17 protein-coding genes, 1 tRNA gene and 1 pseudogene are annotated in these 21,318 nt (G+C 44.0%); 6 read left to right on the top strand and 13 right to left on the bottom strand.

Going from position 1 to position 21,318, the window contains the following annotated elements; genetic code table 11:
• From F6K51_RS08240 to F6K51_RS08225, 4 genes and pseudogenes are all read right to left on the bottom strand, one after another.
• Nucleotides 1-369: pseudogene (locus F6K51_RS08240) on the bottom strand (hypothetical protein); the annotation flags it as partial.
• 224 nt (nucleotides 370-593) lie between these two features.
• Nucleotides 594-1,463 (bottom strand): DUF4351 domain-containing protein, encoded by an 870-nt coding sequence (locus tag F6K51_RS08235; RefSeq protein ID WP_293019477.1) that lies wholly within the window; start codon nucleotides 1,461-1,463, stop codon nucleotides 594-596.
• Nucleotides 1,450-1,668, bottom strand: a complete 219-nt coding sequence (locus F6K51_RS08230; protein ID WP_293019476.1) for a hypothetical protein — start codon at nucleotides 1,666-1,668, stop codon at nucleotides 1,450-1,452. Before F6K51_RS08230 ends, F6K51_RS08235 begins: the two co-directional genes overlap by 14 nt.
• A gap of 73 nt (nucleotides 1,669-1,741) precedes the next feature.
• On the bottom strand, nucleotides 1,742-3,184 hold the full coding sequence (locus tag F6K51_RS08225; RefSeq protein WP_293019475.1) for an NAD(P)/FAD-dependent oxidoreductase: 1,443 nt from the start codon (nucleotides 3,182-3,184) through the stop codon (nucleotides 1,742-1,744).
• A gap of 158 nt (nucleotides 3,185-3,342) precedes the next feature.
• On the opposite strand from F6K51_RS08225, the gene F6K51_RS08220 reads away from it, so the two are divergent.
• Together F6K51_RS08220 and F6K51_RS08215 are read left to right on the top strand one after the other, a co-directional pair.
• Complete coding sequence (locus tag F6K51_RS08220; protein ID WP_293019474.1) at nucleotides 3,343-4,323, top strand: SDR family NAD(P)-dependent oxidoreductase; 981 nt, start codon at nucleotides 3,343-3,345, stop codon at nucleotides 4,321-4,323.
• A 27-nt stretch (nucleotides 4,324-4,350) separates the two neighbouring features.
• Nucleotides 4,351-5,169 carry an SDR family NAD(P)-dependent oxidoreductase gene (locus F6K51_RS08215; RefSeq protein WP_293019473.1) on the top strand — a complete coding sequence of 273 codons (819 nt, stop codon included), beginning with the start codon at nucleotides 4,351-4,353 and terminating at the stop codon, nucleotides 5,167-5,169.
• A gap of 201 nt (nucleotides 5,170-5,370) precedes the next feature.
• Here the strand turns inward: F6K51_RS08215 and F6K51_RS08210 are convergent, their stop codons facing one another.
• The 3 genes from F6K51_RS08210 to hisIE form a co-directional block, all read right to left on the bottom strand.
• Complete coding sequence (locus F6K51_RS08210) at nucleotides 5,371-6,252, bottom strand: Rpn family recombination-promoting nuclease/putative transposase (protein ID WP_293019472.1); 882 nt, start codon at nucleotides 6,250-6,252, stop codon at nucleotides 5,371-5,373.
• Nucleotides 6,253-6,329: 77 nt separating this feature from the next.
• Complete coding sequence (locus F6K51_RS08205) at nucleotides 6,330-7,247, bottom strand: Rpn family recombination-promoting nuclease/putative transposase (protein ID WP_293019471.1); 918 nt, start codon at nucleotides 7,245-7,247, stop codon at nucleotides 6,330-6,332.
• A gap of 139 nt (nucleotides 7,248-7,386) precedes the next feature.
• Nucleotides 7,387-8,037: a bifunctional phosphoribosyl-AMP cyclohydrolase/phosphoribosyl-ATP diphosphatase HisIE gene (gene hisIE, locus F6K51_RS08200; RefSeq protein ID WP_293019470.1), complete on the bottom strand. Its 651-nt coding sequence runs from the start codon at nucleotides 8,035-8,037 to the stop codon at nucleotides 7,387-7,389.
• A gap of 304 nt (nucleotides 8,038-8,341) precedes the next feature.
• On the opposite strand from hisIE, the gene hemL reads away from it, so the two are divergent.
• Nucleotides 8,342-9,649 carry a glutamate-1-semialdehyde 2,1-aminomutase gene (gene hemL / locus F6K51_RS08195; protein WP_293019469.1) on the top strand — a complete coding sequence of 436 codons (1,308 nt, stop codon included), beginning with the start codon at nucleotides 8,342-8,344 and terminating at the stop codon, nucleotides 9,647-9,649.
• A 314-nt stretch (nucleotides 9,650-9,963) separates the two neighbouring features.
• Here the strand turns inward: hemL and F6K51_RS08190 are convergent, their stop codons facing one another.
• The 4 genes from F6K51_RS08190 to F6K51_RS08175 form a co-directional block, all read right to left on the bottom strand.
• The gene (locus tag F6K51_RS08190) at nucleotides 9,964-10,455 is read right to left on the bottom strand and encodes a YajQ family cyclic di-GMP-binding protein (protein ID WP_293019468.1); all 492 of its coding nucleotides are present in this window, start codon (nucleotides 10,453-10,455) and stop codon (nucleotides 9,964-9,966) included.
• Between the two features lie 393 nt (nucleotides 10,456-10,848).
• Nucleotides 10,849-11,268 (bottom strand): MAPEG family protein, encoded by a 420-nt coding sequence (locus F6K51_RS08185; RefSeq protein WP_293019467.1) that lies wholly within the window; start codon nucleotides 11,266-11,268, stop codon nucleotides 10,849-10,851.
• Nucleotides 11,269-11,311: 43 nt separating this feature from the next.
• Complete coding sequence (locus F6K51_RS08180) at nucleotides 11,312-11,815, bottom strand: DNA recombination-mediator protein A (protein WP_293019466.1); 504 nt, start codon at nucleotides 11,813-11,815, stop codon at nucleotides 11,312-11,314.
• Between the two features lie 48 nt (nucleotides 11,816-11,863).
• Nucleotides 11,864-12,025, bottom strand: a complete 162-nt coding sequence (locus tag F6K51_RS08175) for a hypothetical protein (RefSeq protein WP_293019465.1) — start codon at nucleotides 12,023-12,025, stop codon at nucleotides 11,864-11,866.
• Between the two features lie 27 nt (nucleotides 12,026-12,052).
• Between F6K51_RS08175 and F6K51_RS08170 the strand changes: the two genes are divergently transcribed.
• Together F6K51_RS08170 and F6K51_RS08165 are read left to right on the top strand one after the other, a co-directional pair.
• Nucleotides 12,053-12,214, top strand: a complete 162-nt coding sequence (locus F6K51_RS08170; protein WP_293019464.1) for a hypothetical protein — start codon at nucleotides 12,053-12,055, stop codon at nucleotides 12,212-12,214.
• Nucleotides 12,215-12,256: 42 nt separating this feature from the next.
• Nucleotides 12,257-12,330: transfer RNA gene (locus F6K51_RS08165), tRNA-Val, on the top strand.
• Nucleotides 12,331-12,426: 96 nt separating this feature from the next.
• Here the strand turns inward: F6K51_RS08165 and F6K51_RS08160 are convergent.
• Nucleotides 12,427-13,767, bottom strand: a complete 1,341-nt coding sequence (locus F6K51_RS08160; RefSeq protein WP_293019463.1) for an FAD-binding oxidoreductase — start codon at nucleotides 13,765-13,767, stop codon at nucleotides 12,427-12,429.
• A gap of 829 nt (nucleotides 13,768-14,596) precedes the next feature.
• Nucleotides 14,597-14,722, bottom strand: a complete 126-nt coding sequence (locus F6K51_RS08155; RefSeq protein WP_293019462.1) for a hypothetical protein — start codon at nucleotides 14,720-14,722, stop codon at nucleotides 14,597-14,599.
• A gap of 882 nt (nucleotides 14,723-15,604) precedes the next feature.
• Between F6K51_RS08155 and F6K51_RS08150 the strand changes: the two genes are divergently transcribed.
• Nucleotides 15,605-21,178 (top strand): tetratricopeptide repeat protein, encoded by a 5,574-nt coding sequence (locus tag F6K51_RS08150; protein ID WP_293019461.1) that lies wholly within the window; start codon nucleotides 15,605-15,607, stop codon nucleotides 21,176-21,178.
• The last annotated feature ends 140 nt before the right edge of the window (nucleotides 21,179-21,318 follow it).

The following is a 21,318-nucleotide window of genomic DNA, read 5'->3' as shown; positions in this document are numbered from 1 at the left end:
CCTGATTACTCGATAGCAATGACTGGTATTAGTATCGACCAACTGATTAGTATAAACTTTTTCTGAGCGAGTGAATTTCAGAAATATCACCACCTGCTCTATGGGACAATCATACTTTTCTTTGAGTCTGACCCAATACTTGAGCATCCGCAATGGTAGGGATGGCTTGGAAGCCGGTAGGGTTTGAAATTCCCACTGTAGGATTTGGTTAGCGGTTTGCAGCAGTGTCAAGGAATCCGCGTGAATCGGTTCGGTATTTAACTCAGTTTTCAGGACTGATATTTCAGTAACTTCAATATCATGAAGCCACCTGATCAAATCAGCTGGGTAGTTTTCGGCGAGATATTTACAGATATTATCGTAAGCCAAGGTAGTTATCTATGGTTAACAGTACCTGGCCGAGTTTACAGGATTTAGTCAAAAAAAGCGATCGCGTAGCGTGACCAAAGGTCAATCGCTTTTAGCGGAAGCGAAGCTTCATCGCGTAGCGTGACCATTCGCGTAGCGTGGCCTTTTGGCCAAGGTCAATCGCTTTTAGCCTGGCCATAGGCCAATCGCGTTCGCGTAGGGGCTCTTTGAGAGCATCGCTTTTTTTATTGCTGATGGGATGCCAACCACACAGCTATATCTGTCACTGTCTCAAAATCCAACAGCGCCTCGCTCAACTCCTCCAATTGAGCCACAGAAAGCTTTTGGATCCCCTCAAGTAGCTGGTCTGAAACACTACCAAACCGACGGGTGATCAGGCGTCTAACGATTGAGTAACCTTCCTCTTGCCTTCCTTCAAGTAAACCTTCGCGTTTTCCTTCCAGTAAACCAAGTTTATGTCCTTTTTGAATGATCTTCTGATAAATTACAGACTCTTGCATCACTTCCTCCGGAAATAATTCTGCTATCAACCCTTTGTCGAACCGCAAACCCGCTAGTAACTGGGTACAAGCGGATATGTTAGTAAAAGCTAGTGGTTCTTCAATCCTATCTACTGCTGCCGCCACTTGCTCTAATAATCTTGTCGGGGACTCACTGAATGCCAGAGGAGCAAAGGGCAATAAGGCGGGATTGGCCAAAAATTGCTCAGGGTCTTGCTCCCACATCCTGATTACTCGATAGCAATGACTGGTATTAGTATCGACCAACTGATTAGTATAAACTTTTTCTGAGCGAGTGAATTTCAGAAATATCACCACCTGCTCTATGGGACAATCATACTTTTCTTTGAGTCTGACCCAATACTTGAGCATGCGCAATGGTAGGGATGGCTTGGAAGCCGGTAGGGTTTGAAATTCCCACTGCAAGATTTGATTAGGGGTTTGCAGCAGCGTCAAGGAATCGGCGTGAATCGGTTCAGTATTTAACTCAGTTTTCAGGACTGATATTTCAGTAACTTCAATATCATGAAGCCACTTGACCAAATCAGCTGGGTAGTTTTCGGCGAGATATTTACAGATATTATCGTAAGCCAAAGTAGTTATCTATGGTTAACAGTACCTGGGCCAGTTTACCGGATTTGGTTAAAAAAAGCGATCGCGTAGCGTGACCAAAGGTCAATCGCGTAGCGTGACCAAAGGTCAATCGCGTAGCGTGACCAAAGGTCAATCGCGTAGCGTGACCAAAGGTCAATCGCGTAGCGTGACCAAAGGTCAATCGCGTAGCGTGACCAAAGGTCAATCGCGTAGCGATGAAGCGTTCGCAAAGCGTGGCCTACGGCCTCAGCTTCCGCGCTTGTGCGAACGCAACTAGGCTAGGTAGAAATATAGTCATCGAAAATTGGTTTTCTTGTAGCCCACCAATATTGGATAGTATTACCAGGCCACAAAGCGAATACTCTCCCATCTTTATTTTGATACCAACTCATACAGTTTTCTTTTGTCCACACCCTCTTTTCCATAGTTTTCCATAAATCCTGATAATAAAGTCTCATGGCTTCCTCCTTCACTTCCAGAGATTTCCAGTCTTCTCTGAGCATTTTATTCAAGCAGCCGATAATATAATTAACTTGGCACTCTACCATTAAGATGACCGAGCTATGACCCAAACCAGTATTCGGTCCTAAAAGACTAAAAAAGTTAGGGAAATGGGGAACAGAAATACCAAGATACGCTTCTGGTTCGTTGCCCCATATCTCCGCTAGACTCTCTCCGTTGCTACCACGTATATCGATTTTTTGATAGGACAAAGAGTTAAATCCTGTAGCATAGATAATAGCATCAACTTTATAGTCTTTTCCTTGTTCTGTTACCAGACTATCAGTAGTTATGCTTTCTATCTTATCTGTAATCAATTCTACATTATTTCGGTTCAGGGTTTGATAAAAGTCGTTATTAATTAAAATTCGTTTACAACCGGGTTGATAGCTGGGCATCACCGCATCCCGTACTCGGGAGTCATCAATTTCCTGGTGTATGCGTTTTTCCAATTGTTTTCGCAGGTACTTACCGATAAAACTTCCAGTAGTGAATAGAGAAAAATTGATTAAGTCATTACGCAAGTATAGTAATCCACGGTGCAGTTGCATCAGAATAGGTAAATTATTAAAATACCATTGCATCTGGGCTGAATAAGTCCCATCGTCTCGGTTAGTAATCCAGTTAGGAGTTCTTTGAAAAATGAATAGTTTTTTTACTTTTTTGGCAACTTCTGGTAGAAATTGAACTGCACTCGCTGCAGTTCCTACAACTGCCACAGTTTTATCAGTTAAATCAAAGGTGTGATTCCATCTAGCTGAGTGAAACGAGACTCCTTTGAAGGTTTCCAAGCTAGGCAAATTCGGTAATTTTGGTAAATTTAAACCTCCCCAGGCACTGATCAGTATCTTAGCTGTTATCGTTTCATTCTCAGCTGTGTTAACATACCAGAGGCAATTTTGGGCATTGAAATGGGCACTAATAACCTCTTGATTAAAACGGATATGGGGATAAATATTGTATTTACGTGTGCATTGTTCTAAGTATTTCAATATCTCTGCCTGAGAGGGATAAACTTGACCCCAATCATGTTTCATTTCAAAAGAGTAGCAATATAAATGAGCGGGAATGTCACAGGCACATCCTGGGTAGTTATTATCCCGCCAAGTCCCTCCAAGTCGAGAGGATTTTTCTAAAATAATGAAAGGTATTTTTGCTTTTTTAAGTTTAATACCCATGCAGATACCAGACATTCCTGCACCAATAATAACTACTTGCATTTTGATTATTTTTATGGTATAATTGTAGGGGATTATTCGTTTTATTGTTTAGTTCGAGAGTTACGTTTACCGATCATCGACGTTTAGATAAAAATCTCAACCATAAAATGTCAAAAAAATGTTAACATGAATTAATATCAATATCAAAAAAAGCAATTATGGAAAGCCTTAAAGGCAAAGTCACCTTGGTCACGGGTGCCAGCCGTGGTATTGGTAAAGGAATTGCGATTGGCCTTGGCGAGGCAGGTGCTACGGTATATATTACTGGTCGTAGTCTCGACAGTTCCAATGTCACAGAGGGAGTTTCCGGTAGTCTTAGGGAAACCCAATCAGCTGTGCAAGATGCTGGTGGGATTTGTATTCCGGTAATGGTAGATCATAGCGACGACCAACAAGTGCGCTTACTTTTTGAACGGATTCAAGACGAGCAGAAGGGACAACTGGATCTGCTGGTCAATAATGCGTTTTCAGGAGTGCAGGCATTGAAGGATGGATACGAAAAACCATTTTGGGAATGCCCTGAGAATCTTTGGGATGCTGTCAATCATGTCGGTCTCCGCAGCCATTATATTGCCAGTGTTTTTGCAGCTCGACTGATGATTCAGCGTCAGCAGGGGTTGATTTGCACCATCTCATCTTGGGGCGGCATGTCTTACATCTTTGGTGCCGCCTATGGAGCGGGTAAAGCCGCTTGCGATCGACTGGCTGCAGATATGGCTGTTGAACTCAAGCAATATAATGTGGCATCCCTTTCGATTTGGCCAGGCATAGTTGGTACCGAGCATATGTCCAGTTTGGCTTTGCAAATGGCAGAAGATAAACCAGGTAATCAGCAAAGCCGAGTGATCTCTCAAGGCTTTAATTGGGAAACTCCTTTACTAACAGGGCGCGTTATTGCTGCCCTTGCTGCAGACCCAACTGTAATGCACTTTACAGGCCGCGTTCGAGTTGTTGCAGAACTGGCTGATCACTATGGAATTATCGATAAAGACGGGTTACGTCCGGTATCACTACGCTCTCTACGTTTTATAGCTCCAATGTTTTGGCCACCATTAATAAAATATGCGTCGCTGATACCTAACATTAATTTACCCTGGTTTTTATTACTATGGGGAATACTCCAATCTCCTAAAATTTAACCCAGAGCAAAAATTGAGAACAATTAGATGAGCAATCTCCATGGAGCTGTTGTACTGATAACCGGTGCTGCCGGTGGATTCGGTCAGGAATTGACTCGACAATTATTAGAATCTGGTAGCCGTTTGATCCTCACAGATCTTGATGAAACTCTTCTTAAAGAGCGTGCCGAAGCTATTCAACGGGAGGTTAAAACTGGGGATATACTTGCTCTTTTGGAAATTAATATTTCTGAACGTGACGGATGCGAAACCCTTTATCAGCAGGTTAAAAACCTGGGAATAGAAATCGATATTTTGATCAACAATGCTGGCATTGGGCTTTTTGGTCGCATGGACGAAGTGCCTGCGGAAAAATGGGAAAGGCTGATGCAGGTAAATCTGCTGGCACCAATGCGATTAAGTTCTCTATTTGCCGCCGATATGATTAGGCGTCGCCAAGGTCACATCGTTAACATTTCCTCTGCTGCTGGCTGGGTGGCACCCGCTGGCATGGCTCATTATGCTGCTAGTAAATTCGGGTTGCGAGGATTCAGCGAAGGGCTTTTAAATGAAGTTAAAATTTACAACGTGAAGGTTACAGCTGTTTATCCCTTTTACAGCCGTACTCCCATTCTCCAGTCGGAACAGTATGGAACCCTTGCCAAAGAAAATCAGGGGTTGCCGGAATTTTTAGTAACTGATCCGGCTAAGGTCATGGGCGAAACGATTCAAGGAATCATTGATAATAAACCTCAGGTTTTTCCTGATGGAATGGCAAAAATTATCTCAGTTATTAAACGTTTTTTTCCCCAATTATTAAACTGGATTTTTAATCGGTTCAATCGGAAGCAAATAGCTAATTTATAGCATTTATATAGCAAAGGGAACAGGGCACAGGGAACAGGAAACAGGCAGTAGGGAATAGGCACAAGCAAGGACTGGTTTTGGCGAGAAGCCCACACTTACAAGAGGTGCGACCCGTGGCGAATTTAATTATTAATGGTAAGAGCGCACCTAGGTAGGAAGTGTGGGAGCATGCCAGTGAGCTTGGATGTGTAGGCATCCGATTTATTGCTGATGGGATGCCAACCATACCGTCAAATCTGTGACTGTCTCAAAATCCAACAGCGCCTCGCTCAACTCCTCCAATTGAGCAACAGAAAGCTTTTGAATCCCCTGTTGTAGCTGGTCGTCAACACTCCCAAACCGACGGGTCAGTTGACGTATAACGATTGAGTATCCTTCCTCTTGTTTTCCTTCACGTTTCCCTTCGAGTAAACCTTCCCGTTTTCCTTCGAGTAAACCCAGTTGATGTCCTTTTTGAATTATCTTCTGATAAATTACAGACTCTTGCATCACTTCCTCCGGAAATAATTCTGTGATCAACCTTTGGTCGAACCGCAAACCAGCTAGTAACTGGGTACAAGCGGATATGTTACTAAAAGCTAGTGGTTCTTCAATCCTATCTACTGCTGCCGCCACTTGCTCTAATAATCTTGTAGGAGACTCACTGAATGCCAGAGGAGCAAAGGGCAATAAGGCAGGATTGGCCAAAAATAGCTCAGGGTCTTGCTCCCACATCCTAATTACTCGATAGCGATGGCTAGTGTTACTCTCCAGCAACTGGTTAGTATAAACTTTAGATGAGGTGGTGAACTTCAGAAATATCACGACCTGTTCAACAGGACAGTTATACTTTTCTCTGAGTCTGACCCAATACTTGAGCATCCGCAATGGTAGGGATGGCTTGGAAGCCGGTAGGGTTTGAAATTCCCACTGTAGGATTTGATTAGGGGTTTGCAGCAGCGTCAAGGAATCGGCGTGAATCGGTTCGGTATTTAACTCAGTTTTGAGCACCGAGATTTCAGTAACTTCAATACCATGAAGCCACCTAACCAAATCAGCTGGGTAGTTTTCTGCGAGATATTTACAGATATTATCGTAAGCCAAGGTAGTTATTTGTTATCTATGGTTAACAGTACCTGGGCCAGTTTACAGGATTTGGTTAAAAAAAGCGTAGGCATTTTTTATTGCTGATGGGATGCCAACCATACCGTCAAATCTGTGACGGTCTCAAAATCCAACAGCGCCTCGCTCAACTCCTCCAATTGAACAACAGAAAGCTTTTTAATCCCCTGTTGTAGCTGATCGTCAACACTCCCAAACCGACGGGTCAGTTGACGTATAACGATTGAGTACCCTTCCTCTTGTTTTCCTTCGAGTAAACCTTCCCGTTTCCCTTCGAGTAAACCTTCACGTTTCCCTTCGAGTAAACCTTCCCGTTTTCCTTCGAGTAAACCCAGTTGATGTCCTTTTTGAATTATCTTCTGATAAATTACAGACTCTTGCATCACTTCCTCCGGAAATAATTCTGTGATCAACCTTTGGTCGAACCGCAAACCAGCTAGTAACTGGGTACAAGCGGATATGTTACTAAAAGCTAGTGGTTCTTCAATCCTATCTACTGCTGCCGCCACTTGCTCTAATAATCTTGTAGGAGACTCACTGAATGCCAGAGGAGCAAAGGGCAATAAGGCAGGATTGGCCAAAAATAGCTCAGGGTCTTGCTCCCACATCCTAATTACTCGATAGCGATGGCTAGTGTTACTCTCCAGCAACTGGTTAGTATAAACTTTAGATGAGGTGGTGAACTTCAGAAATATCACGACCTGTTCAACAGGACAGTTATACTTTTCTCTGAGTCTGACCCAATACTTGAGCATCCGCAATGGTAGGGATGGCTTGGAAGCTGGTAGGGTTTGAAATTCCCATTGCAAGATTTGGTTAGCCGTTTGCAACAGTGTCAAGGAATCGGCGTAAATCGGTTCGGTATTTAACTCAGTTTTGAGCACCGAGATTTCAGTAACTTCAATACCATGAAGCCACCTGACCAAATCAGCTGGGTAGTTTTCGGCGAGATATTTACAGATATTATCGTAAGCCAAGGTAGTTATCTGTGATTAACAGTACCTGGCCAAGTTTACCGGATTTGGTTAAAAAAAGCGTACGCGATTATGCTTTTGGCTTCCCCCTATGATCAAAATCTGCTCCAATTACCAATCACCTTTTTCACCATCACCAACACTATCGACGGCGCTGTTGCAATTTGCGATAAACATCCTGTACATCAACCTGATGGTAAGCCATAGCAACTAGGCTGTGGTAGAGCAAGTCCGCTACTTCAGATGCGATCGCATCCGGGTCATCATCCTTACACGCCATTACCACTTCTGCCGCTTCTTCCCCAATTTTTTTAAGAATCTTATTATCCCCACCCTTAAACAACTTACAGGTATAGGACCCTTCTACGGGATGGTCACGGCGATCGCAAATTATCTCAAACAACTGAGACAAGGTATCTGCTGGAGGGTCTACTTTCTTAGCCCCCACTCGATGGAAACAGCTACGCTCACCGGTATGGCAGGCAATATCACCAATTTGTTCCGCCGTCACCAGTAAAGCATCACTGTCACAGTCGTAGCGGATAGATTTTATCTTTTGTAAATGCCCAGATGTAGCACCCTTGTGCCACAATTCCTGACGAGAGCGACTCCAAAACCAGGTTTCTCCTGTATCGAGGGTTTTTTGCAATGACTCCCGATTCATCCAAGCCATCATTAGTACCGTACCATCTAGGTAATCTTGGACAATGGCTGGCACTAGTCCTTGATCGTTGTAGCGAATTTGGTCAACTGGTATAGCTTGGCTAATGGAAGTCGGTTCAGATGCTGACATAGTTTTAGGGCAACAGATTGAAACACCCAGCCGGTCAAACAGCTTTAATGAGATACACCCTACAAGATACCACACCTGACATCCAATTGATCACTAAATATTGATCAGTAAATCTGGATTCTTTCTTTACAAATTCAAAACGGATCAGCCTCCATAGGATAATAGTCTCTTGTCCAGTATTGCCCCTAAGCCGAAGTTACCTGATCCGAAGTTCCCTGTTGTCCTGTTTAAGGGGGGTAATGGGGTGATCGCCTTTTCCCTTATTTTCAACTCACTCGTACACTATTAATATTAGGAGACTATTTTGGTTAGCACTACGTCGTTTAAAACCACTAAATCACAAGAAATTTTCAGCGCCGCCAAGAACCTAATGCCAGGAGGGGTAAGCTCCCCAGTCAGAGCCTTTAAATCAGTAGGGGGAGAACCGATTGTATTTGACCGAGTTGAAGGAGCATACATCTGGGATGTAGATGGCAACCAGTACATTGACTATGTAGGTACCTGGGGACCAGCCATTTGCGGTCATGCTCATCCGGACGTTATTGGGGCATTGCACCAGGCTCTAGACAAGGGTACCAGTTTTGGCGCTCCCTCTGCCCTAGAGAACGTGCTAGCACAAATGGTGATTGACGCCGTTCCTAGTATTGAAATGGTGCGGTTTGTTAATTCTGGCACCGAAGCCTGTATGGCAGTGCTGCGACTGATGCGTGCCTTCACAGGACGGGACAAAATTATCAAATTTTCTGGCTGCTACCATGGTCACGCCGATATGCTGCTGGTACAAGCTGGTTCTGGAGTCGCTACTCTAGGTTTACCGGATTCCCCTGGTGTTCCTAAGTCGGCCACTGCTAATACGTTAACCGCTACCTATAATGACCTGGACGCCGTTAAAGCTTTATTTGAGCAATATCCCAATGAGATTGGTGGGGTCATCCTAGAACCGGTGGTAGGAAATTCTGGTTTCATCACTCCTGTGCCTGGTTTTCTTGAAGGCTTGCGGGAACTGACTCAAAACCATGGCGCTCTACTGGTGTTTGATGAAGTGATGACTGGCTTCCGGATTGCCTACGGTGGTGCTCAGGAGAAATTTGGCATCACTCCTGACCTGACTACCCTAGGTAAAATTATCGGTGGTGGTTTGCCCGTGGGAGCCTATGGCGGACGAAAGGATATCATGTCGATGGTGGCACCAGCAGGGCCAATGTATCAAGCCGGAACCCTTTCTGGGAATCCTCTAGCCATGACAGCAGGCATTAAAACCCTGGAGTTACTGAAGAAACCGGGTACCTATGAACAGCTAGATAGTATTACTAAAAAGCTCTCCGAGGGATTACTGCAAATTGCTAAAGATGCTGGTCATGCAACTACTGGTGGTTACATCAGCGCTATGTTTGGCATGTTCTTTACTGGTGTTCCTGTTCACAACTTCGATGATGCCAAAACCTCTGATTCATCCAAATTCACTGCTTTCCATCGGGGCATGTTAGAGCGTGGGATTTACCTAGCCCCCTCACAATTTGAAGCAGGATTTACTTCCCTAGCTCACACCGAGGAGGATATTGACCGCACATTAGCAGCAGCTAAGGAAGTCATCTCTGGGATCAAGCCATAGTAGTCTAGAGTGTAAGCATTTAGCTATCAGCTATCAGTTATCAGCTATCAGTTATCAGCTATCAGCTATCAGCTATCAGCTATCAGCTATCAGCTATCAGCTATCAGCTATCAGCTATCAGCTATCAGCTATCAGCTATCAGCTATCAGCTATCAGCTATCAGCTATCAGCTTATGTGTCACAGGCTAGAAGCCTGTGCCACCTTGATGTGCTTTTGAATAAAATAAGCTGACGGCACCTCAAGTAGCGTGAGCTTTTAGCTCACGGCTGACGGCTGACGACTGACGGCTGATAGCTGAAGGCTGAATGCTTACTTAGCGATAGTTAGTAAATTGCAAAGCAATCGGCAAATCTTCTTGCTTCAACCGCTGGATGATATCTTGTAAGTCATCCTTAGATTTGCTAGATACTCTAACTGAATCACCTTGAATCGAGGCTTGTACTTTTTTAAATTCATCTCGAATCAATTTGGTGATTTTTTTACTATATTCTTGGCTAATGCCTTTTTTTAGCGTGATTTCTTGGCGGACACGATTACCACTAGCTGATTCTACTTTACCATAGTCGAAGATTTTTTGCGAAAGTTCCCGTTTCGCGGCTTTGGTACGAATAACAGTATGCACAGCATCTAGGGTGAATTCACTATCAGTATTGATGGTGATAGATTCTTCTCCTAATTCAACAGTGGTTTTAGTATCTTTGAGGTCGTAACGACTTTTGATTTCACGAATAGTTTGATCCACAGCATTGACCAACTCTTGTCGATCAAAGTCACTAACAATATCAAAAGAATAGGTACTAGCCATAATTAATAACGGTCAGCGGTAGGCCGTGAGCAATAGTGACTCACTATCTAACAGCTTAAAACCAAAATGGAAATTTGTTGCACCCTATACAAAATTTTTAAACCTATTGATATCAAGCCCGGTAGCATCAGTCTTGAATAAGCCCATAAGTCTTGGGGAGGTGGCTCAACCTGGTGGCTCTCAAGACAAATGACCAACAACCAAAACTATCAAGGCCCGAAGCAAGTGGACTTGATCTGGTCTAGCCACTGACGCTGCTTATATCAAGTCAGGTTGAATACCCATAATTAGAGGGAGGGTGGGGAGATGGGGAGATGGGGAGATGGGGAGATGGGGAGATGGGGAGATGGGGAGATGGGGAGATGGGGAGATGGGGAGATGGGGAGATTTTTATTAAGGGTAATTATCCCGACATGATATTAGACTCAGAACAAACAGAGTACCAGTGGAAAGAGAGCCGATGCCAAACATCAGCGATCGCCCCAAGGGAATATCGAGAATGTAAAACACCGAGTAGAAGACTCGGGCAATTACAAATGCGATCGCACACCCGATGGCGAGGGTTGAATTCTGACCCGTTATATAGGCCATCAACGCTGCTGCGCTAAATACAATAAACGTTTCAAAGGAGTTCTGATGTGCCCAAGTCGCTCGTTGGGCATAGGGCGGTAGCTGATCAAACATGGCGCGAGGGGCACTTTGGTCATAGCCTAGTTTGAAACGGCTGTAGGCAACTACCAGATACGGTAGATATATTAAAACCGTTGCCCCCACAATACAGTAAAGTAAAATTCCCGAACCGGATAGATGCATAGTCTAGCTCACACTAATCAAAATTAATTACAATTAATCACAACTAATCAAAATAGAACAGAGTAACAACCTTACTTTGCTGTTCTGCCTCCTTACAGGTGTTCAGGAGGGTACGGCTATCATGGAATGCGAAACAAATTAACTGCTGACACCGGGCAATAATTTCGGCATTACACAAGGCACTAGCTTCAGCGAGAGACAAGGTATCATTTTGGGGGTTTTCCACCAAATGCATTACCTTCTCCAAGTAATTTCGGGATTCCAGTGGCTGTCGCTGAAGACTTTGGGGCAAAATTACCGTTAGCAAGGACGGATCGGCTCGCATAGCACCTCGAATGGCAGCTAAGTTGGTTCCAGTGGCACCAGAGGTAATCAGACGATTACCGGCTTGCACTAAGGCATAGCTCATCATCTCAATTAGATTCTGATGGGTGATCGGAACGTGACGTGAACCCAACAAGGCAATTCGCTTAGAACCAGTTTGCTGTATGGCTGCGAGTTCCTGGGCTAATGTATCGATACTGGCGGTCTCTATTGGTTGACTCAAAGATAAAGATGCTGGTAAAGGCTGAACGACCAGGATATTTTAGCAGAACTAATCTGTCATGTCCTCCTTCAAAAGAATTTGAAGGAAAGGGAATAGGGAATAGGGAATAGGGAATAGGCATGCTAGCAAGAGGCAAGAGGCAATAGGCATGCTAGCAATAGGCATGCTAGCAATAGGCATGCTAGCAATAGGCATGCTAGCAATAGGCATGCTAGCAATAGCAATTTCCCTCAAAGGTTGCTGAGAATTGCTATAGCAGTCGAAGCAAAGCTTAGGAAATCTTTTGCTCCCTGCTCCCTGCTCCCTGCTCCCTGCTCCCTGCTCCCTGCTCCCTGCTCCCTGCTCCCTGCTCCCTGCTCCCTGCTCCCTGCTCCCTGCTCCCTTTGCTATAGGGTTTAAAATTGCTATATTCTAAATATGTGCTATCATAATGAATGGTTTGGACGCATAGCTCAGTTGGTTAGAGCACCACGTTGACATCGTGGGGGTCACTGGTTCGAGTCCAGTTGTGTCCATATTTCTTTAACTCCCCACACTTCCCTATTTTTGCCTACTCCCTATCTCCCCATCTCCCCATCTCCCTATCTCCCCATCTCCCCACACTCCTTACTCTACCGATGCTCCCAGGCTCGCATTTTACCAGGATTCATCAATCCATAGGGATCAACTATTTCCTTAAACCGCAACTGTTCCATATCAACGGTTTTCATACCCCCATCTTCCAAGATGTAGGTGTGGGGATTAGCAATCATAGCGCCATACTCTTCGTGATAGCGAATAATCTCATTTAAACGGTCTTCGGAACTATACCGAACGATTTGTAGTCCCACTGGTATGAGTTGTCCTGCTACTCGCATGAATTCTAAATGCATGATCACTTCATCCCCAAAGTGCTGATAAAAATGCTCCACCTGTTCCAGATTCACAAATGAGGTTTGTAAATAGGTGAGGCTGGGATCAACACTACGGGCGTGTAAGGTGGTATGATTCCAGGTGAACTCTGCTAGGCTGACTCCCTTACTCGCTTCTAGGGCAGTCTTCTGGTAAGTGACCTCTCCACCATACTCCCGAACTAAATCCTGGAATGGCTCTAGGGAAGATTCCGCTATCATCAGCAAGGCACAGTGCTTAGCTTCCGGAAGGTAGTTGCTGAGAGCGGCAAAGTAGGATGGAATTGGCCAAGCGTGAATGCTAATCAGTTTCTTAATCAAGCCATCCGCATCACCTAAGGCTTGACCAAATCTAGCAGCAGTCATAAAGTCATTAAAGACTACGATTACTTCAGCCCAAGGATAGACTGGTCCTAGGGGTATTTCTAATTCAGTGATAATGCCATTGGTGCCATAGGCGTGATTCACCTTCTGCAACTGATCTGACCGTAATTCGATCACACGGGGCTGGTCTTCGAGGGTGACGACTTGGAGAGCATGAATATTTCCGCGATCGCGTAATACTCCATAAGTAATGGAACCAATGCCGCCACTCCCGCCACCAATAAACCCACCAATAGTAGCGGTGCGATAGGTAGAGGGAGCCATGCGCAATTCCCAGCCAATTTTATGAGCTTCTTTGTCAAAGGCTGCTAGCTTGACCCCTGGCTGAACAGAGGCTAAACCCGGTTTTATCCAGTTAATCTGATTGAGGCGAGTAGTATCGAGAATCAGACCACCGTTGAGGGGGATACACTGACCATAATTACCAGTCCCTGAGCCTCTTACGGTTAGGGGAGCTTTGTACTTAACGCAAACCCTAGCTATTTCCAGGACTTCCGCCACCGTAGTGGGACGAACTACGATGTTCCCCCGTTTATCTTTAAGCTGGGATTCCAGTACCGGACTGAAGTGGTAGTAGTCTAGGGATAATTTAGCGACTTGGGTTGGGTCATCAATAATTTCTATTCCGGTAAGTTCCGAGGCTAGGGAATTCCAGTCAATAGCTTGTGGGGTTGTCATCACGGGTGTGGCAAGTGTGGTAGAGAGAGTAAAGTGTGGTAAATATGGAAAGCGTGGTCAGTGTGGGAGGTTTGGGGCGCGGATTGAAATCCACTGTAGGATATTATGTTCTACTAGGGATTTTTAAGCCGAGGTGGTAATTTTTATAGTTTAAACTAATTGGTAATTTTTAACAATCACTAAAATCATGGAAAAAGTAGTTAATAAACTCAAAATAAAGCAACAAAAAAGCGATTTTAGCTACTGGCGAAAACAGTCCTACAAAAAACGCTTATAAGCCCTAGAAATAATCCGTCAGCAATACCACCACTATCAATACAACAATGCTCAACCAAGACTTCAAAGAGTTTATACAATTATTAAACGATAATCAAGTAAAGTATTTAGTAATTGGTGGTTATGCAGTAGCTGTACATGGTCATCCTCGCTATACCAAATAGCAAAGGGAACAGCGGATATGGGAACAGGGAACAGGGGGGTGAATCTCACTTTTACCCAAACTTTAAACTAACTAAAATCTCTCTATATTAAATTCTCCAGTTTGCACGATGCGCACGCTACACCAACGAGGTTTATTTTAAGCTGACCGCTGACCGCTGACCGCTGACCGCTGAGGATTTTGAAACCTGTTATCAGGCTAAAATCGAGGTAATCATTGACGATATATCGGTTAATTTTATTGATTTAGACAATCTTATAAAAAATAAACAAGCATCAGGAAGGTTACAAGATTTAGCTGATGTGGAAAATTTACAAGATTGAACATCCATCCTGTTAAAATTCAGTTTGACCCGGTGGTGCGTTACGGGGCGGACTATCTCAACCCTGGCTACGAAGCGAACAATAAGGGGAAGTCCGCCCCTAATACTAAGTTGCGGTCAAAGGTACAACTTTCTCTTCCGCCAATCTCCCAATCTCCCCATCTCCCCATCTCCCCATCTCCCAATCTCCCCATCTCCCCATCTCCCTATCCAACTAATCTACTCTCTTTGAATGCAACTCGGTATAACTCACCCTACCTATGCCCTTCTCCATATAAGTTAATTGAATTTCCGCTATAGCACCGATAAAACAGCAAACCAGTACTGGCATGTGAGAAAATAGGTGGTGCGTTACGGGGCGGACTATCTCAACCCTGGCTACGAAGCTAACAATAAGGGCAAGTCCGCCCCTAACTCACCCTACCTATGCCCTTCTCCATATAAGTTAATTGAATTTCCGCTATAGCACCGATAAAACAGCAAACCAGTACTGGCATGTGAGAAAATAGTACTCGTTTAGAACAAACAGGTTCCTGTTTTTGATACATTAGTACTAGTATGTTAGCAACAAGTACTAGTTACTGAGAAACGAGTACTGTTAAGTGATAAACTAGTACAGTTTAACGAAAAACTAGTACTAGTTTGTTATACACCAGTACTAGTTAACGAAAACGAGTACTAATATATAACAAACTAGTACCCATTTGTTATACACCAGTACCCATTTGTTATACACCAGTACTAGTTAACGAGAAACGAGTACTGGTATGTGATAAACTAGTACTAGTTAGCGAAAAACTAGTACTAGTTAGCGGTAAATGGGTACTCGTGTGTTAGACGTCATTACCTGGTCTGGTTTGTTGTTAACTGTTGACCGTTGACCGTTAACCAGAGACTTCAATGACTGAAGGGGAGTCGAACCCTTTAATTCCCACAGCAATTTTTCGTCCACTCCCTACTCCCTACTCCCTACTCCCTACTCCCTACTCCCTACTCCCTCACCCAATTTAAAATTTCCTTAGTAAAATTTGCATAAAAGTAGCACCACCTAAGGATATATAGTAAGAAACTACCAAGTGGCTGATTTGTCGATGGGTACTTACTCTACTATTCCTGTATTCTGTCTCAAGCTAGCTAGTGCTAGCTTACTCTGCCTGCTCTCACCGATCCTAGCCCCGGAAACTCTGGGAGTTGCTCCAGCAGTGGCACAAACGACTCTAGACCAAGCCACTCAAGCGGAGCAGTTATTGGATCGGGCAAGGTTAGAGTTTGTTAAAGGTCAGTTGCCTCAAGCCAAGGAGAGTTATCAACAAGTATTGACGATTTATCGGGAATTGGAAAACTCTTCCGGTAAAGCTAAAGCTCTCAATGGCCTTGGACAGGTTTACAATCTATTATCTCAACACACCAAAGCCCTGGAAGCATTGCACCAAGCTCTGAAAATCCGTCAAAGTCTAGGGGAGCGAAAGGAAGAAGGGGAAACCCTGACCCAGATCGGAACAGTTTATTCAAGTCTCGAAGAGTATCCTAAAGCTCTGGAGTTGTTGGAGCAAGCCCTAACTATTAACCAAGAGGTAGGTAATCAGCTTGGGATTGGTTATGCACTGGTTAATCTTGGCTCAGTTTACTCCTCCCAAGGAGAGTATGACAAAGCCTTTGATAGGTTAGAGCAAGGTCTGAGTATTATCAAAGAAGTAGGTGAGACTCCGAAAAGCGATGCTCTGAAAGAGCCGCTACGCGATTGGCCTTTGGCCACGCTTCGCGATCGCATTCTAGCAGGCTACTATCAAGCCTACGCTCTGAATTGGATCGGCTCAGCTTACATCAGGTCAGGGAAATTGAACCAAGCTTCGGAGTTTCTGGAGCAAGCTCATGCCCTGAGTCGAGAAGAGGGTTATCAATTACGAGAAGGTGTAGCCCTGACCTTGAAGGGAATACTGTATAACAATCAAGGAGAATTGGATAAAGGGCTGGAAACCCTGGAGTTGGCATTAGCCATTACTAAACCAACTGGTTTTCGGGGATTAGAACAGAATATTCTATTTTGGATTGGAGGGATTTACAACCAGAAAGGGGAGTATCTCAAAGCCCTAGAGGTTTACCAGGAATGCTTAGCGATTCGGCGAGAATTGGGTAAGCGTAAGCTGGAAGGAGTTGTGCTCAATAATATTGGCTTAGTTTACTATAACCAGAAACAGTATGACCAAGCCCTCAACTATTATCAGCAAGCTTTAGCTATTCACCGGGAAGTTAACAATCAGGTTGCGGAAAGCACTACCCTTGGTAATATTGCTTACCTTTACCGGAACCAAGAACAGTATGACCAAGCCCTTGACTATTATCAGAAAGTTTTAGCTATTCATCGCCAACTCGGTAAGGGTAAGCTGGAAGGAATTGCGCTCAATAATATTGGCTTAGTTTACGATAAACAGCAACAGTATGACCAAGCCATTGACTATTATCAGCAAGCTTTAGCTATTCACCGCGAACTCGAAAATCAAGTTCAGGAATGGATTACCCTTACTAATCTTGGAGATGTTTCCGTTAAACAGGGAAAGTATCAGCAAACCATAGACTATTATCAACAAGCCTTAGCCATTTCCAAAAAAATTAAAAATCCCACAGGAGAAGGTGCAAATCTTTGGGGGATTGGGAACGCTTATTATGCATTGGGCAACCATGACCAAGCCATAGACTACTACCAACAAGCCTTAGAGATTTTCCGCAAACTTGACAATACCTCGGTTGAAGCAACTATCCTAGGAAGGCTTGGACTAGCTCAAATCAGGCAAGGGAACTACGAGCAAGCCCTAGACTCTTATCAGCAACTCCTAGCCCTTGCCCGAAAAATCCAAGACCGCTCTCAAAAAATAATCGCTCTGATTTTTATTGGGCAAGTTTACGAATCTCAGGGTAAATATGACCAAGCCCTAGATTCCTACCAGCAAGGTTTGGTTATTTCTCAAGACATTGATGACCAGAAAAATACTGGAACCCTCCTCAATAATATTGGGCAAGTTTACAGCAATTGGGGAAAGTACAACCAAGCCCTAGATTACTTCCAGCAATCCTTAACCATTAGCAAAAGGTTAAACGACTCCATCGGAATTGCGGCTCAACTCAACAACATTGGATTGATATATGACAACCAAGGGAAGTATAGCCAAGCTCTAGACTACTATCAGCAAGCTTTAGCGATTAACCAAGAGTTGGGCGATCACAGTCGTCATAAGGTTGCTACTAACCTCAATAATATTGGGTCAGTTTACAAGAGTCAGGGTGAGTATGACCGAGCCAATGAATACTTCCAGCAAGCTTTAGTGATTTTAAAAGACCTAGGTGATCGCTCAGGGGAAGCCAATACCCTTAATAATATTGGCTCAGTTTACGATAGTCAGGGTGAGTATGACCGAGCCAATGAATACTACCAGCAATCTCTAGCTATTTCTCAAGAAATTGGCGAGCGCTCAAGGGAAGGTATTACCCTCAATAATATTGGGGTGATTTACTATGCTCGGGGTGAGTATGACCGAGCCAAAGAATACTACCAGCAATCTCTAGCTATTTCTCAAGACCTAGGCGATCGTTCCAATGAAGCCAATACCCTTAATAATATTGGAGAAGTTTACAGCAGTCAGGGTGAGTATGACCGAGCCAAAGAATACTTCCAGCAAGCTTTAGTAATTCTAAAAGACCTAGGCGAGCGCTCAAGGGAAAGTACTACCCTCAATAATATTGGGGGAGTTTACAATGCTCGGGGTGAGTATGAGCAAGCCAAAGAATACTTCCAACAAGCTTTAGCTATTTTTCAAGATTTAGGCGAGCGTTCCCAGGAAGCTGTTACCCTCAATAATATTGGGTTTATTTACTATGCTTGGGGTAAGTATGCTCAAGCAAAAGAATACTACGAGCAATCTCTAGCTATTTCTCAAGACCTAGGCGTACCCTCCCAGGAAGCTAGTACCCTCAGTAATATTGGGTCAGTTTACAGCAGTCAGGGTGAGTATGACCGAGCATTAGAATACCACCAGCAATCTCTAGCTATTTCTCAAGAAATAGGCGATCGCTTAGGGGAAGCTACTACCCTCAATAATATTGGTTCAGTTTACAATAGTCAGGGTGAGCATGCTCAAGCATTAGAATACTTCCAGCAATCTCTAACTATTGTTCAAGACATTGGACACCGTTCAGGGGAAGCTATTACTTTGGTCAGCATCGGAAGCGTTTACAGTAGCTGGGGAGACTATGCCAAATCCTTAAACTATCATCAGCAATCTCTAAAAATTAGTCAAGACATTGGTAACAAGGGAGGAGTTGGTGAGACTCTCCACAATATCGGAACAATTTATAGTAACCAAGGGGAGTATGACCGAGGTTTAGAATACTTACAGCAATCTCTAGCTATTTTTCAAGACATTGGCTACCGTTTAGGGGAAGCTGCTACCCTGAGCAACATCGGAATAGTTTACAGTCACTGGGGAAAGTATCCCAAAGCCCTAGAATATAATCAAAAAGCCCTAGCCATTCGTCAAGAGATTGGTGACCAGGCTGGTATTGGCACCACCTATAACTCTATAGGGGGAAATTATCTGGATTTGGGAGATTATCCCCAAGCCTTGGACTACTTCAACCAAGCTAATCCAATTTTTACCAAAATTGGGGCGAAGGAAGGGATTGTGCAAACCCTAACTAACATCGGAGAAGTTTACCAAAAACAAAAACAATATCCGAAGTCTCTCCAATTATATCAGCAATCCTTGGCTATTTCTCAACAGATTGGTCATCGCCTATATGAAGCTATAGCCCTGAATCGGATCGGAAGAGTTTATGAAAAACTCGGAGAGTATACTAAAGCTCTAGACTATCATCAACAAGCCTTAGAAATTAATCAAACAATTGGGTTCAAAGCTGGGATTAGCTCTACCTTGTACCATATGGGAATAGTTTACACTAACCTAGAAAAGTATCCCCAGGCTTTAGCAGCTTATCAACAAGCCTTAGCCCTTTCCAGAACTCTTGGCACTCGCTTAAGGGAAGGGCAAATTCTGGCTGGTATCGGTAAGTTGTATGATACCCAAAACCAATCGGAATTAGCGATTACTTTCTTCAAACAATCCGTTAATGTCCGAGAAGGAATCCGCAAAGACTTAAAAGTTCTGCCCATTGAACAACAACAATCCTTTACCAATACTGTTGCCCAAGACTATCGCCGCTTGGCTGATTTATTGACCCAACAAAATCGCAACTTAGAAGCCCTACGGGTGCTCGATTTACTGAAAGTCCAGGAGTTGCAGGATTACCTCAGTAATGTGCGAGGGGATGATAACACCGTTGATGGCATTACAGAACTGACTGAAGAACAGGAAATCATCAAAGGTACCCAACCGATTATCGACCAAGCCATTGCCCTGGGTCAAGAACTCAGTGAACTAGAAACTATTGTTAGGGATAAGCGCACCCAAAGCCAGCAACAGCGAATCATTCAACTTAGGAAAAATCAAGCCCAGCTCACCAAAGACTTTCAAAATTTCCTGAAGAGTCCAGAAGTAGAAGCTCGCTTGGCAAAATTGAGGGAAACTACAGAAGCAGAAAACTTAGACTTAAAGAAGTATGCTAAACGATTGCAAGAGCAACTCCAGCAATTGGAACAAGATGCGGTTATTCTCTATCCCCTAGTATTAGAAGACCGTTTGGAATTAGTCCTAGTCACTCCTTATGCTCCCCCGATTCGGCGCACGGTTAAGGTAAAACAAAAAGACCTGGAAAGAGCGATTCAAAACTTCCGCAGACTCCTGGCAAATCCGGCTCGTAATGCCAGAACTCCCGCCGAGCAATTGTACGAGTGGCTAATTAAACCGATTGAAGCTGACTTAGCCAAGGCTAATGCCAAAACTATAATATATGCACCCGATGGCAAATTGCGCTATATTCCCCTAGGGGCGTTGTATGATGGCGAGCAATGGCTAATTGAGCGGTTGAGAGTTAATCAGATTACTGCTCTGAGCCTAACATCCCTAGACAATCAACCGACACCACAGTTAGACGTGTTTGCGGCAGCGGTCACCAAAGCTCATACTATTCCGATCGGGGATAAACGACATAACTTTGATCCCTTACAGTATGCCCAACCGGAAGTAGAGCGTCTGGCAGAAACCTTTCCCAACACTAAGACATTGATCGATAAAGAGTTTCACGGGGATACCATTTATCAGATGAATGACTATTCCGTAGTGCATCTAGCAACCCACGCTCTGTTCGACAAAACTAAACAAGATTCCTTTATTCTGTTTGGTGATGGCAGTCACGTTACCCTCAGCCAGGTAGAAGAAAAATGGAATTTGTCTAATGTAGATTTAGTAGTGCTCAGTGCCTGTCAAACCGGCTTAGGGGGAGAATTGGGGGATGGCAAAGAAATCCTGGGTTTTGGTTATCTGATGCAAAATGCTGGTGCCGATGCTGCGATCGCATCCCTGTGGTCAGTGAATGACGAAGGTACCCAAGCCTTGATGACTAAATTTTATCAGGTCTTGAAACAGGGGAAGGTTACTAAAGCGGAAGCCCTCCGACAAGCTCAAATTGCTTTAATTACCAGTAAGTTTGAACATCCCTTTTATTGGGCACCGTTTATTTTAATTGGGAATGGATTATAGGGAATAGTAACAACAAGGCTTTTAAGACCCGGTGGGTGGAACGGGCATCTTGCCCGTTACAATCGGACAGATTGTCCCACCCTACGCCATATTTACTATGCAGATTTTTTAACAGACAACAATAAACCGTGTCCTGAAGC

It is taken from the genome of Moorena sp. SIO3I8 (assembly GCF_010692325.1).
Lineage (GTDB): Bacteria > Cyanobacteriota > Cyanobacteriia > Cyanobacteriales > Coleofasciculaceae > Moorena.
This window is presented reverse-complemented; position numbering and strand designations above follow the sequence as displayed.

Excerpts from the sequence above, each read along its gene's own strand:
- F6K51_RS08225 (WP_293019475.1), bottom strand. The coding sequence starts at position 3,184 with ATGCAAGTAGTTATTATTGGTGCAGGAATGTCTGGTATCTGCATGGGT.
- F6K51_RS08220 (WP_293019474.1), top strand. The coding sequence starts at position 3,343 with ATGGAAAGCCTTAAAGGCAAAGTCACCTTGGTCACGGGTGCCAGCCGT.
- F6K51_RS08215 (WP_293019473.1), top strand. The coding sequence starts at position 4,351 with ATGAGCAATCTCCATGGAGCTGTTGTACTGATAACCGGTGCTGCCGGT.
- hisIE (WP_293019470.1), bottom strand. The coding sequence starts at position 8,037 with ATGTCAGCATCTGAACCGACTTCCATTAGCCAAGCTATACCAGTTGAC.
- F6K51_RS08190 (WP_293019468.1), bottom strand. The coding sequence starts at position 10,455 with ATGGCTAGTACCTATTCTTTTGATATTGTTAGTGACTTTGATCGACAA.
- F6K51_RS08185 (WP_293019467.1), bottom strand. The coding sequence starts at position 11,268 with ATGCATCTATCCGGTTCGGGAATTTTACTTTACTGTATTGTGGGGGCA.
- F6K51_RS08175 (WP_293019465.1), bottom strand. The coding sequence starts at position 12,025 with ATGCCTATTGCTAGCATGCCTATTGCTAGCATGCCTATTGCTAGCATG.
- F6K51_RS08160 (WP_293019463.1), bottom strand. The coding sequence starts at position 13,767 with ATGACAACCCCACAAGCTATTGACTGGAATTCCCTAGCCTCGGAACTT.
- F6K51_RS08155 (WP_293019462.1), bottom strand. The coding sequence starts at position 14,722 with ATGGGGAGATTGGGAGATGGGGAGATGGGGAGATGGGGAGATTGGGAG.